Source organism: Paraburkholderia rhizosphaerae (assembly GCF_004366595.1).
Lineage (GTDB): Bacteria > Pseudomonadota > Gammaproteobacteria > Burkholderiales > Burkholderiaceae > Paraburkholderia > Paraburkholderia rhizosphaerae.
On record NZ_SORE01000003.1, the window covers coordinates 315,911 to 329,502 of the forward strand.

The 13,592-nt window shown below is 63.0% G+C and carries 11 protein-coding genes; 1 reads left to right on the plus strand and 10 read right to left on the minus strand.

Features of this window, described 5'->3' with window-relative positions; genetic code table 11:
- Positions 1-15 precede the first annotated feature (15 nt).
- The 3 genes from BX592_RS05455 to BX592_RS05465 all read right to left on the minus strand — a co-directional run bounded on the left by BX592_RS05455 (position 16) and on the right by BX592_RS05465 (position 2,926).
- The gene (locus tag BX592_RS05455) at positions 16-1,032 is read right to left on the minus strand and encodes an SIS domain-containing protein (protein ID WP_243849323.1); all 1,017 of its coding nucleotides are present in this window, start codon (positions 1,030-1,032) and stop codon (positions 16-18) included.
- Complete coding sequence (gene nagA, locus BX592_RS05460; protein ID WP_134190640.1) at positions 1,016-2,119, minus strand: N-acetylglucosamine-6-phosphate deacetylase; 1,104 nt, start codon at positions 2,117-2,119, stop codon at positions 1,016-1,018. Before nagA ends, BX592_RS05455 begins: the two co-directional genes overlap by 17 nt.
- 72 nt (positions 2,120-2,191) lie before the next feature.
- Positions 2,192-2,926 (minus strand): GntR family transcriptional regulator, encoded by a 735-nt coding sequence (locus BX592_RS05465; protein WP_134190641.1) that lies wholly within the window; start codon positions 2,924-2,926, stop codon positions 2,192-2,194.
- A gap of 364 nt (positions 2,927-3,290) precedes the next feature.
- On the opposite strand from BX592_RS05465, the gene BX592_RS05470 reads away from it, so the two are divergent.
- Complete coding sequence (locus BX592_RS05470; protein WP_134190642.1) at positions 3,291-4,217, plus strand: bifunctional helix-turn-helix transcriptional regulator/GNAT family N-acetyltransferase; 927 nt, start codon at positions 3,291-3,293, stop codon at positions 4,215-4,217.
- A gap of 72 nt (positions 4,218-4,289) precedes the next feature.
- Here the strand turns inward: BX592_RS05470 and BX592_RS05475 are convergent, their stop codons facing one another.
- From BX592_RS05475 to cyoE, 7 genes are all read right to left on the minus strand, one after another.
- Entirely contained in the window at positions 4,290-6,134 is a 1,845-nt protein-coding gene (locus BX592_RS05475) for a methyl-accepting chemotaxis protein (RefSeq protein WP_134190643.1), read from the minus strand.
- A gap of 155 nt (positions 6,135-6,289) precedes the next feature.
- A complete protein-coding gene (locus tag BX592_RS05480; RefSeq protein ID WP_166676304.1) occupies positions 6,290-7,225 on the minus strand; it encodes a fimbrial protein in 936 nt (311 codons plus the stop codon).
- A 122-nt stretch (positions 7,226-7,347) separates the two neighbouring features.
- Positions 7,348-9,912 carry a fimbria/pilus outer membrane usher protein gene (locus BX592_RS05485; protein ID WP_243849325.1) on the minus strand — a complete coding sequence of 855 codons (2,565 nt, stop codon included), beginning with the start codon at positions 9,910-9,912 and terminating at the stop codon, positions 7,348-7,350.
- 195 nt (positions 9,913-10,107) lie between these two features.
- Complete coding sequence (locus BX592_RS05490; protein ID WP_134190646.1) at positions 10,108-10,869, minus strand: fimbrial biogenesis chaperone; 762 nt, start codon at positions 10,867-10,869, stop codon at positions 10,108-10,110.
- Positions 10,870-11,030: 161 nt separating this feature from the next.
- The gene (locus BX592_RS05495; RefSeq protein ID WP_134190647.1) at positions 11,031-11,576 is read right to left on the minus strand and encodes a fimbrial protein; all 546 of its coding nucleotides are present in this window, start codon (positions 11,574-11,576) and stop codon (positions 11,031-11,033) included.
- 398 nt (positions 11,577-11,974) lie between these two features.
- Entirely contained in the window at positions 11,975-12,604 is a 630-nt protein-coding gene (locus BX592_RS05500; protein ID WP_134190648.1) for an SCO family protein, read from the minus strand.
- Between the two features lie 77 nt (positions 12,605-12,681).
- A complete protein-coding gene (gene cyoE / locus BX592_RS05505) occupies positions 12,682-13,587 on the minus strand; it encodes a heme o synthase (RefSeq protein ID WP_134190649.1) in 906 nt (301 codons plus the stop codon).
- Positions 13,588-13,592 lie beyond the last annotated feature (5 nt).

The following is a 13,592-nucleotide window of genomic DNA, read 5'->3' on the forward strand; positions in this document are numbered from 1 at the left end:
CATCTGGTTCCTCGATCAGTGAGTTTCGGTGACCTTGTTCAGATGGCGAGGCGCATCAGGGTTGCGTCCGCGGGCGGCCGCAAGGTCAGCCGCCATCACATAGAAGGAAAGGACCGCGGCAATCGGATCGAGCGCCGGATGGGCCGTCGACACGAGCGGCAGCGTGCGCTCCGCGACCGTGTCGGGCGCCGCGAGCAGCACGCGCGCACCGCGTGCCTGCATGTCGCGTGCGAGCTGCAGCAGGCCCGCCTGCTCCGGGCCGGGCAGCGCGAACACAAGCAGCGGATAGTCACGATCGATCAGTTCCATCGGACCATGCCGCACTTCGGCACTCGAAAACGCTTCGGCCTGGATGCCGGAGGTTTCCTTCAGCTTGAGCGCCGCTTCCTGCGCGATCGCAAGGCCAAGGCCGCGCCCGACCACGATCATCCGCTCGATGCCGCGCAATTCGTCGACCGCTTTCGACCAGTCGAGCACACCGGCCTTCTCCAACGCGTCGGGCAACGATTGCAGCGCGTCAAGCAACGCTGCGTCGCGCTGCCAGCGCGCGACCAGTTGAGCGGAAACCGACAGCATCGCGATATAGCTCTTGGTCGCGGCGACACTGAGCTCCGGACCCGCGGACAGCGGCAACTGCCATTCGCAGATATCCGCGAGCGGCGACTGCGGCGCGTTGACCGCAGCCACGGTCAACGCGCCCGCATTGCGCAGCGCGGCCATCGTGCCGACCAGATCCGGGCTCTTGCCCGATTGCGAAAACGCGATCGCAAGCTGGTCGCGCACGCGCAGCGGCGCCTGCTGCAGCGTCGCGACCGACATCGGCAGTGATGCGACCGGCACACCGAGCCGGCTCATCGCAAGGCTCGCGAAGTAGCTCGCCGCATGGTCGGAGCTGCCGCGCGCGACAGTCAGCGCGACATCGCGCGGCCGCGTCGACAGACGCACGGCGAGCGACTCGACAGGCGACGGGTCGGCGAGTTGTGCGGCGACCGCTTGTGCGGACGCCAGCGCCTCTTTAAGCATATTCGACAATCGATTCTCCTTCGACGTAGGTCGCGGTCAATGCCAGTTCCCGGTCGAACACGACCACGTCGGCCCACGCGCCGCGCGCGAGGCGGCCGCGGTCTTCGATGCCGAGGTAGTCGGCGGCATGGCGCGACAGACGGTTTGAAACATCGGCCATCGGCAGGCCGAGCGAACACAGGTTGCGCAACGCCTGATCCATCGTCAGCGTGCTGCCGGCGAGCGTGCCGTCTGCAAGACGCACGCCGCCGAGACACTTCGTCACGTGCTGGCTGCCGAGGCGGTATTCGCCGTCGGGCATGCCGGTCGCCGACGTGCTGTCGGTGACCACATAGAGGCGCGGAATCGCGCGCATCGCCGCGCGAATCGCGCCCGGATGCACATGCAGCAGGTCTGGAATGATTTCCGCGTATTCGGCGTGCGCGAGCGCCGCGCCGACCATCCCGGGATTGCGGTGATGCAGCGGCGACATCGCATTGAACAGGTGCGTGAAACTGCGCGCGCCGTGTTTCATCGCGGCGACCGCGTCGTCGTACGTGCCGAGCGAATGTCCGAGTTGAACGCGCACGCCGCGTGCCGCGATCTCCGAGATGATGTCCATATGGCCGGCGATTTCCGGCGCGATCGTGACGACGCGAATCGGTCCGAGCGCGAGGTACTGCAGCACTTCATCGAGCACGGCGGACACTGCCGCGTCCGGCTGCGCACCGAGCTTGCCCGGGTTGATGTACGGCCCTTCGAGGTGCACGCCCAGCACACGCGAGCCACCGGGCGTGCGGTTGCGCGCGGCGTCGCCAAGGCCGGCGACAACGTTCATCAGTTCGTCGCGCGGCGCGGTCATGGTCGTCGCGAGCAGGCTGGTTGTGCCGTGTCGTGCGTGCGTACGCGTGATCGCCTCGATCGCATTGCCCGCTTCCATCACGTCGGCGCCGCCGCCGCCGTGCACGTGCAGGTCGATGAAGCCCGGCAGAATGTACGGCGCGTCGTTCGTCGACGGATCGGCCACATGGCCCGTCAGCGCCGTGATGCGGCCGTTTTCGAATTCGAGCGTGCCGTGGATCCACCCATCGGTGGTGAGTATGTTTCCGGTCAGCATGGGTCTCTCTGGAAAAGCATGATGCAATGCGTGACTGAGGTCGCGGTGCGATGTTCCGCAGCGGCGGCCGGGTTAAAGGCGGAGTTCCGCGACAAAGTCGTAGTAGTCGTCCCGGCAGTAGGTGTCTGTGAGTTCGATCGCGCGCTGGTCCGCGCTATAGCCGACCCGCGTGATCAGCAGCAACGCGGTGCGCGGCTCGACGCCCATCAGTTCGGCGATCTCGCTCGACGCATTGACCGCGCGAAAATGCTGCAACGCGCGCACCACGGCGACGCCGCGCTGCTCGAGATAGCTGTATAGCGAGCCGTTGATCGCGATCGGGTCCGGCACGATCGCGGTAGGCAACGCCGAGTGTTCGACCGCCATCACGATGCCGTCCGCGCGGCGCAAGCGCCGCAGGTTCGCCACCGCCGCACCGGGCGACAGCCCGAGATGCACGATCTCATCGCGCGTCGCCGCGCGTATGTCGCGCTCGAGCCAGATCGAATCGGTTCGGAAGCCGCGCTGCTCCATCTTCTTCGTAAAGCCCGTCAGGCGCGAAAGAGGGTCTTCGACGCGCGGCGTGATGAAACTGCGCGCGCCCGGCGCGCGCCGGATCAGGCCTTGCTCGACGAGCAGCGAAATCGCCTTGCGCGCGGTGATGCGCGACACGCCGATCGAATCCGACAGCGTGCGCTCGGACGGCAACGCCTCGCCTGCCGACCAGACGCCGCAGTGAATTGCCGTGGCAAGGTTGCGCGCGAGTTGCAGATACAGCGGCGTGACGTTGCGCGCGTCGGGCATCAGGGCGGACCAGCGTGTTTCCATGGGCGTGGGCGGATCGAGGTACGAAGTCGTTTCGCGAGTGACGAATTCGGAGCCCATTATATAACCACAATAGTACCAGTCAACAGACTGGTATCTTGCTGGTCCATTCTATTTAACCATCTGTTTTGTAACGATTTTTCCGCAATTCTTGCTTTTTTAGGACCGAACCGGGTAGACCAGGACATACCCGCATGAAAGACCAGGCTGATACCAGTCGACCCTGTTGGTCGTCGACCGACGGCATTTGCCCGTGGCCCCGGCATGCACGCGCGCGAGGCTGACGACACTGCCAACCTGTGCAGGTTTTTAACTTGCACCGATCGAATATAGTTGCCGCCAGGTAAAAACTACTGGAGTCCTTACGGTGCCCGATCCCGCCGCACTACGACGCGCGCAAGCTGTCCGCCACTTCAACCGCTTCTACACCAAGCACATCGGCGAGCTCCACGAGCATGTGCACACCAGCGAGTTTTCGCTGACCGAAATCCGCGTGCTTCGTGAACTTGCACTCGGCCGCGTCCAGACAGCGGCTTGCCTTGCGCGCGGTCTCGGCCTCGATAGCGGCTATCTGAGCCGGCTTCTGACCGGCTTCGAGCGCCGCAAGCTGATCGATCGCAGACCGTCGGTCACCGATGCCCGTCAGTCGCTGCTGACCATCACTGAAGCGGGACGCGCTGCATATCAACCGCTCGACGCAGCGGCGATCGGCGAAGTGCTGGGATTGCTCGCAAGACTCGGCGACGGGTCACAGGATCAGTTGATCGACGCGATGAAGCTGATCGAGCGTCTGCTGGATAACGGGCCGCGGCACCGCAACGTCACGCTGCGCGCGCCGCGCGCCGGCGACTATGGCTGGCTCGTACATCGGCAGGCGCAACTCTTCGCGCGCGGACAGGGTTGGGATTACCGGTTCGAGAGTTTGCTTGCGCGGATGATCGCGGAATTTTCCGAAAGCCACGATCCGCGAATCGAGACCTGCATGATCGCCGAACAGCAGGGAACGGTCGCCGGTTCCGCGCTGATCACGCGGCTGGCGGCGGATACCGCGATCGTGAGGATGCTGTATGTCGAACCCGATGTTCAGCGGCTCGGCATCGGTACCCAGTTGATGAACGAGTGTGTGAGCTTTGCGCAGCGCGCCGGCTACGCAAAGCTCTCGGTGACGACCGAAAGCGCGTTACTCGACGCGCGGCGCCTGTTCGAGCACGCCGGCTTTACCCGCATGAGCGCCGAGCCGGCGCAGCGCTTCGGCCGCCGGCTCGTGCTGGAGCGCTGGATGCGGGATCTTTGAAGGTTGCTGGTCATGTCGGCTGTTGGTTCAGTCGCTCACAACCAGCGTGCTGAACGCGACCGCCTATGACCGTTAGAACGTCGCCCAGTCGCCGTCATCGACTGGCTTCGCAACCGGTGTCGACGTCACCGGCGTTGCGGTCTTTTTTGCCGCGGCGGGTGCGGCCGGTCCCGGCACCGGCGACTTGTGCGCGACACGCGCTGCCGGCTCCAATGACGGTGACGGTGCCGGCGTGGGTGCCGATGACTGCGCCGATGACGCAACCGATCCTGCAGACACCTTTGGCAGAGTCTGCTTGACGACCGGCTTTTCGATAGCCGGTTTCGCGACACCCGGCAGCGCGACGCGCTGCGCGGTCGCGAGTTGTGCATCGCCAACGCGGAACGCATTGACCGCGTCGCGCAACCGCGCGGCCTGGTTCTGCAACGACGCGGCGGCCGCGCTCGCCTGTTCGACGAGCGCCGCGTTCTGTTGTGTCACTTCGTCCATTTGCGTGACCGCGCGGCCGACCTGCGAAATGCCGCTGCTCTGCTCTTCGGACGCCGCCGCGATCTCGCCCATGATGTCGGTCACACGCCGCACCGCCTGCAGGATTTCGCCCATCGTCGCGCCCGCCTGTTCAACGAGCGTCGAGCCGTTGTTGACCCGCTCGACCGATGCGCCGATCAACTGCTTGATCTCTTTGGCGGCGGTTGCGCTGCGCTGCGCGAGACTGCGCACTTCGCCCGCCACCACCGCGAAGCCGCGTCCCTGTTCGCCCGCCCGGGCCGCTTCGACTGCCGCATTCAACGCAAGGATATTGGTCTGGAATGCAATGCCTTCGATCACACCGATGATGTCGGCAATCTGACGCGAGCTGTCATTGATCTCACCCATCGTGCCGATCACGCGGCTCACCACCTCGTTGCCCTTTGTCGCGATATCGGATGCGTTATTCGCAAGACCGCTCGCCTGCCGCGCGTTATCGGCGTTCTGCTTCACGGTCGCGGTCAGCTGCTCCATGCTGGCCGACGTCTCCTGCAACGACGCAGCCTGCTGTTCGGTGCGCTGCGACAGGTCGTTGTTGCCCGCGGCAATTTGCTGCGTGGCCGACGCGATCGCTTCCGCCGAATGCCGTATTTCGCCGATCGCGCGCTGCAGGCGATCCTGCATCGCGCTCATCGCCGCCATCATGCTCGACGAGTCGTTTGCCCGCACACTGACGATCTGCGTCAGATCGCCGGTCGCGATACGCGCGGCGAGTTGCGCGGCCTGCTGCGGTTCACCGCCGAGACCATTGCGGATACTGCGCATCAGTACAATCATCGCGAGCGTGATCAACGCGCCAATCACGGCCACCGCGACCAGATGCTCGGCGATCGTCCGATAGTATTCGGTATCGATGTCGCGCACGAACACGCCGCTCGTGATGTACCAGTCCCACGGCGCAAAGCGCTCGACATAGCTCAGCTTGGGCAACGCGGTTTCGCTGCCCGGCAGCCGGCCGCGATACGCGGTGAAGCCGCGGCCGGTTGCCTTGGCGCTGTCCAGCACCGAGATGTACAGCAGCTTGCCGTCCGGATCCTTGAAGTCGCCCACCGGTTTGCCGACCATTTGCGGCAACGTCGGGTGCATCAGCACGACCGGCTTCGAGTCGATCACGAACAGATAGCCGGCGTCGCCATAGCGCATCGTCGCGAGGCGCGCGAGCGCTTCGCGCTGCGCGTCGGCTTCGTTCATCTTGCCTGCCTGCGTCAACGCGTAGTAGCCGCTGACGACGCCCTGCGCCGAGTCGACGAGATTAACCATGCCGGCCTTGCGCTCGTCCAGCATCGTCGAGCGCGTTTCGACCGCGCTCAACATGCCGATGCCCAGCAAGCCCAGCCAGACAAGCGCGAGCGACAGCCACAGCTTGCGATTCAGACTCATCCCGCTCATTGTTTTGGTCTCTTTTCGTGTGGTTTGCGCGGCAATCGCCGGACGCGCGGACGCGACGCAAACGATTGCTTACGGGATAACGGCAGAATTCAAACGAGACTTGAGGGATGCGCCAAACGCGGTAGACGAACCTCTGGCCGCGACTGCCGCTGCGGTTACTGATAGTTGATCGTGAACGTCATTGACGAATTGGCCGTACCCGCCCGGGTGGCGCCGGTGCGGTAATAGCGTGCACTCAGCGGGAGCGTATAGCTGCCCGCTGCGCCGGGGACGAAGTCCGTGAACGCGATCTGTTTGCTGAGCGGCACGGCCTTTCCGGCAGCGTCCAGCAACTGCACCCCAGCGCCAGACGCCGTGGAACCGCTATCCAGTGCGACCACGGAATTCGCGCTGTCCAGCAAGGTCGTGGTCGGATCAATCTGGTACTTGATGGTATTGATGCCAGACGGACAGTTATTCAGCGCGATGCTGAACTTTGTCGACGACGTCGTTGAGCCGACCGCCGCCAGTTCCGACAGATTGTGCGTGCCGAGGGTCGCCGTGACGTTCGGTGTCGCGCATGACGCCTGGCCGACTGAAATCGGGTTGGCAAGCGACATCGTTGTCACCGCGAGCGTGCCGTACTTCAACACGGCGACTGCTCCGCCCGGTACGGTAGCGCCTGCTGCAATCGGTCCGGTTTTGATCAGCTGGAACGCATTGGGCATCGTTGTGGACCCGCCGCCGTTGCCCTTCGCGCTGCCATAGCTCACCCAGCTATAAACCGACCCGCTGTCCACATACTTCCACGAGAACGACAGCCCGGTGTTGCCAATCGGAAAGACCGTCTGCATCGCAGCGGGTTGCGTGCCGATCAGGCTCTGAACGCCGAACGGATCGTTGCTGCAGCTTGTTTTCCCGGTTGGCGCGGACGTGATATACGGCGACGTGTAGACCACCGTGCCATTCGGCGCATCGCGCGGCACATTGACGACCGCGTCCACCGGGATGGTCACCGTTACGGGGCCGCCTGACGCGAACTTGCAGGTCGCGTGTGCGGCGGGAGCAAGCAGCGAACCGATCAATGCCAGCGCGGCCGTTCGAAGCGCCAACCGTACGAACCGGCCAGCGGCAGACGATCGCGCGCGCAATGAAGTGAGAAGCGTGACATTCGTGTCAATGAAGAAAAACATCGTTGAACCTTGAAAATTGAGCGCGCGGCAAGTGCGCGCCATTACATGCATGGCACTTCGACAAGCGCGGGCAACACGTCGCGCGTGCGCTGTTGCGGCAGCGTGTAGTGAATCGTGCAAGCCTTGCTCGCCGGTGCGTCCCATCTGATCGACAGGTCGCCTTCGTTGCGCGTCAACCCGGTGACAACCGCAAGGCCGTCCTGACTGACGGTGCCGACGTTAGCGCCGTCCGCGTCGAACACCGGCGCACCGAATGGCGGCGGTGTTCCGTCGCCCAGGCGTACGCGCAGCAGCAACGCGCGTCCTGCGGCTTCGGTTTCGAACTTCAGCGGTACGACCGCACCTAGCGTCGGCACCGCGTGCTGAACCGTCGACTTCAGCGTGACATTGACCGGCAGCCCCTTCGGGTCCAGTTCGACATCGTTCGACGCGTACGGCGTCAGCGAAGAGACGACCGCATGCCCCCATGGATCGACGCGTACGCCGCTCGCACTGGCCACGCGCGCACCGTCCGCACCCTTCGCTTCGACGATGCCGAACGTGTCGCCGAGTTGCGGAGCGAACGCAATGCCGCCGCCATACGCGACAATTCCACCGGCGATGCCCGCACCCGCCTGGGTATAGCCGGTGCCGGCGCCCGCATTCGCTGTCAGCGTTGCAAAGCGTGTGGTGTATGAGACGTTGCCGCCTGCGGTCGTCGACGCACCCGTCGAGCCACCGCCGGCGTAACTCGCGTTCACGCCATACGAAACCGCATTGGCGTCGCCGAGCGTGCCCGCCACCGACTGCTGCAACAGCGTGCCACCGCTCGCGCTATCGTGTTGCAGCATGGTCGTCGCAGTCGGCGCGTGGCCGCCGGTGCCGAGCGGAATCGTCACGTTGGCCATCACACGCGTGTCCCACTTTCGGTTTGTCGAGTCGAACTCGCGAGAAACCGATACGCCGTAGCCGATGCGCTTGTAGAAATTGTTATAACCGGCCTGAAATTGCGTGTCGGTGCCGCCTCGATTCCAGTAGTTCTGCGTGGAGCCGGTCAGATACAGGGTGCCGCGCTTTTCACCGAGGCTCTGATTGAGCGTCAATTCCAGCCGCGACTTCTGCAACGCGGTGTACATGTCCGGTTGCATCGAATAATTCGGGTCGCGTAATGCGGCCGCGTCTTGCATGCTCAGGAAGCCGCCTGTCGAATAGCGGTACGCGGCGACCGAGACATTGGTGTCGGTCGGAGCGACGAGCTTCGAGTAGCTGAACCGATAACTCTGTCCGCTGCGCGCGGGCATGCGCCCGCCGAAGGTTGCGTACGACTGTGTTACGTCGAAGCCGAAGGCGCCATATTTCGTGTTGATCGCCGCACCGAGCACGCCGGACACGTAGTCTTGTGCGACTACCGCTCCGCCGTATGCGGTCACCGTATTGTTCAAGCCGCGTTGCAGCGTGAACTGGAACACAGGCGGGTTATCGTGCAGCGACGGATTGCGGTACTGGCCCGCGACGAAGCTATAACGCGTCACACCAGCGCGTAATGCATTAACCGGGGACGAAAAAGGCACCGTGGACGTACGCACGCTTCCATCGGCCTCAGTCACGACGACCTGCAGATCCCCGCCGTATCCGGTCGGATAAAGATCGTCGATTGCAAACGCGCCCGGCGCAACGTTGGTCTCGTAGATGATGTTGCCGTTCTGCCGGATCTGCACTTTCGCGTTGCTGTTCGCGACGCCGCGAATCACCGGTGCATAACCACGCTGCGACTCCGGCAGCATCCGGTCGTCGCTGGTCAGTTGCACGCCGCGCAGGCCGAAGCTGTCGTAGACCGCACCGTCGGTAAAGGAATCGCCAATCGTCAACTGCCCCTTCAGCGGTGTGATGCCGCGCTGCGCATACACCGCGACGCTCTGGTACCGCGTGGGCGTTCCGGTACGTTGGGTCACGTTGCCCTGACTGCGAAACCGCCACGCACCGACATTGACACCCGCATTGACGCCCACGTAGCTTTGCGTCGACGACAGGCCACCCGAGTTCGAGCGGTACACGTTCGCGTTGTACTGCAGCATCGCCGCGGTCACGCCGTTATCCCAGTACTTCGGATCGACATAGCCGCGCGACTTGTTATCGAGGGCGATCTGCGGCACGCTCACATCGAGCCGCTGTTCCGAGTTGTCGAAGGTTGCGGTTGCATCCTTGACGAGCGAAGGCAGCGTCATACAGGCGCCAGTCGACGAAGACCGCACAGGCGCGGCGAGCGCCTGCTCAGAAAGCTTGCGCATATCAACGCCGACACGCTGCAACAACTCGTTGTCGAAGCACGGCTCGACGCGCCCGCCGCCGACATCGCCCAGCTTCACGTCAACCCGTCCACGCCACACTTCGTTCACGTACAACTCCGATTTGTACGTGCCCGGCAATGCGACGTTGCCCTTATTGAATCGGGCAATGTCGACACGCGTGCCATCCTGCGCAAGCAGAAACTGTTCATTGAACTGCACGTCGGCAACCCCAGGCGTTGCCCCCGTCGGCTCCGCAACCGCAGTCACGGAACCATAAGCGCTCGCCGCGACGATAGACAGCACGAGCGCTGCAAGGAGCTTTAGCCGAGGTGCGCTCACGGAGGATTCAGATTGCCTTTTCATGGGAAGCAGGGACGTGCGAAGCCACGCGCCGCGCGTAGCGTGGCGCTTGAATCGGTGGGTGACTGGGAAACGGCGGCGCGTCTGCCGGACGTGGCCGGCGTTCGCGCGCTCTCGTGCGTTCAAGCGGTCATGTGCGCGACAAGCGCCGCGCACTGCCCGCTTGGGACACGATCAACGGATCGGCGTCTCGTGCTGGTCTTCGCCGCCGTAGTCGTTGATTGTGAAAAAGCGCACGACTTCGCCGGGGCGAACCTGAGCATCCTCAACCGGCACCGAGCGGCTTGCACCGGGCGCGATCATGTCGGAGTCGAGAGATTTCCCGAGCGTCGCGCCGTTTGCATCCTTCACTTCGAATGAAGCGATGGTCACGTGATACGACGTCGGATTGGTAACGGTCAGCGTCGCTTTGCTCTCGTCGCGAGACCATTGCCAGTTCAATTGCTTTGGTGCGTCGGCAGCAGACGACTTTATTCCTGCGGGCCGATAGAACAGCTTGATGCGCGTGCGAAACGCGAGTTGCAAATGGTTCTCTCCTGCTTCATCGACGCCCGGCTTCGGTGGAATTTCGAGTACGTTCAGGTAGAAAACGGATTCCCGGTCATCCGGCAGTGCGTTGTTGATGCGGAAAATACGGATGGTCTGCGCCTTGCCCGGATCGATACGCGAAACCGGCGGGGTCAATGCGAACGGCGTGGAAACCGTCGACGGCGCCGCTTTGGGATCGCCATTGTCGATCCATGTCTGAGCGAGCGCGGCGGCCTGGCCCTGGTTGGTCAGCTTGACAGTAACTTCGCTTGCCTCGGCGCCGTAGATAACGCGCGTAGCGCCAATGACGATCGATGCGCGCGCAACGGTCGTCACGGCGAAGCTCGCAACTGCGAGACCGGTCAGGATTGCAACTTTGAAAATCAGATTGAATGTGCGGTACTTCATCGCGTTTTTCCTCATCGCGAGCATCTGACGTCCGCGCAGCCCCGACTTGATGCAGGATGCGCGGGACCGCCATGCACGCGATGTCGCGCGCCGCCGGTCGCCAGGCCACCGCCATGCAGGCGGTGGATTGTGAGTGGTCGATTGGCGATCAGCCGAATCGCTTACGGATACGTGATCGTGTAGTTGACTTGCGAAACGGCTGCACCCGGCGTGGTCGCGCCGGTCGCGAAATATTGCGCAAAGTAGCTCAACGTCGCGGCGCCGGAGTCCAGCGCGACGGCCTTCGAATTCTGCGAGTCCTTCGCAAAACCCGCCTTGATCGCCGAGCCATCGTTGTTCAGCAACTGGATTTCCACATTGCCCGCGCCGCCGGAATTAACCAGCAGATTGCCGTTCGACGTGTCCGTGTTGCCCGGCTCGAAGTACGTCGCGACATTGCCCGTGCCCGGCGTGCAACTGGAGAGCGAAATGTTGAACGGCGTGCGACCGGCGGTGGAGCTGGCGCTGCCCAGCGAGCTGGTCGAAACGGTCGGCAGGCTCACCGTGAAGTTCTTGGCGGACGTGCCGTTGCCGTTGATCGTGCAGGTTTGCGCGGACAGGCTGCCATTGAAGGTGATGGTGCCGTCGTACGCATTGGCGGACATCGGAGCGAGAGCGGTTGCCGCGAGCGCACCGATTGCTGCGATCGAGAGGAATGACTTCTTCATTCAGATACCTACTAGGAAAATAACGTTGTGAGACGACGTCAACCGCTTGATCGCCTGATTCGATTGGGAGCCAGGCGAATTTTTCGCTAACCGAATGGTTTCGAGGCTGCGGTGCGTCGAGATCCCGCGAATATTGCTGCGCGAGGCAACGAATTTTCCTATTCACGATCTAGGAATCCGATAGGAATAGGCCTAAATTCCCGAGTGCTATTTAATTTGTATCGCGAGATCGCGTGAGAAGGTCAGATACATCGCGAGATGTTTTGCGACGTTGACGGCCGTTCGATTTAAGCGCCGATACGCGTTGAAGCGATACAGCAAAAAAAATGGACCGCACGGCATTAGCCATGCGGTCCAACTCATCGAATGCGGCGAAACGGGGTAATGCGCGACGTCTTCTAGCCTAGCAGCAACTTGATATCGTGAACCCAAGGCGCCGCGCCCTGACCGTCGCGTGCGAAGAGCCGCAGCCGGCCTTCGGGGTCGAACACGTAGCTCGCCGCGGTGTGGTCCATCGTGTAGCTGTCGGGCGTCTTGCCCGGGACCTTCGCGTAGTACACGCGAAAGTCCTTGGTGATCTTGTCGAGCTGCGCCTGATCCGCGGGCCGCAAACCGACGAAGGTCGGGTTGAAAGCGGGCACGTACTGGCTGAGCAGCGCATCCGTATCGCGCTGCGGATCGAGGGTGACGAACAGCACCTGCACGCGCTTCGCATCCGCCGGCCCGAGTTGCTGCAACGCCTGCGAGAGTTCAGCCATCGTCGTCGGGCATACATCCGGGCAATGCGTGTAACCGAAGAACAGCACGACCACCTTACCCTTGTAGTCTGCCAGCGTGCGCATCTTTCCGCTTGCGTCGGGCAGTGAGAAATCGGTCGCGAACTGCTTGTTGCCAGTGATATCGACGTTCTGGAACGCGGGCGCGTCCTGGCCGCAGCCGGCCACCAACGCGGCGCCGCCGAGCGCGCAAACCGCAACGGCGATGCGCGCGGCGCGCATCGCGAAGGCAAACCGGTTCTTGTTCAGCATGATGTGTCAGGCAACAGCGACTTGATGAAGTGGACTGGGCAACCTGCGATGCAATCGGGCTGCCGGCCAGTCCACCTTTACGCGCCAATCAGCGCGCGCGCATAGTGATCGACCAGCAAGGCCGCGAACAGCAGCGACAGATAAATGATCGAGTAACGGAAGGTCTTACGCGCAAGCGCGTCCGAATATTCCTGGTAAATCTTCCACGCGTAGCCAAGGAACACGGCGCCAAGCAGCACCGCCGCGCTCAGATAAACGATCCCGCTCATTCTCGAGATGAACGGCATCAGCGTGACCGCGAACAGGATAGCCGTATAGAGGAAGATGTGCAGCCGCGTGTATTGTTCGCCGTGCGTGTTCGGCAGCATCGGCAGGCCGGCGTTTTCATAGTCTTTACGGCGATAGAGCGCGAGCGACCAGAAATGCGGCGGCGTCCACACGAAGATGATCAGCACGAGGATCCACGCATCGCCCGGCACGTGGCCGGTCACCGCCGCCCAGCCGAGCGCCGGCGGCATCGCGCCCGACGCGCCGCCGATCACGATGTTCTGCGGCGTGTAAGGTTTCAGCAGCAATGTGTACACGACTGCATAGCCGACGAAGGTCGCGATGGTGAGCCACATCGTCAGCGGGTTCGTGAACGTATAGAGCGTCCACATGCCGAGGCCGCCCAGCACCGCGGAGAACAGCAGGATTTGCACGGTCGTGATCTCGCCGCGCGCAGACGGGCGCCACGCGGTACGACGCATCATCGCGTCGATTTTCTGTTCGACCAGACAGTTGATCGCGAACGCAGCGCCTGCCAGCAGCCAGATGCCGATCGTGCCGCCGATCAATACCTTCCATGGCACCATGCCTGGCGTCGACAGAAACATACCAATCACAGCGCAGAACACCGCCAGCTGCGTCACACGCGGCTTGGTCAGCGCAAGGTATTGGGAAATCCGGCTACCGGAAGAATGGGGAAGTGTTGTGCTGTCCATGTGGG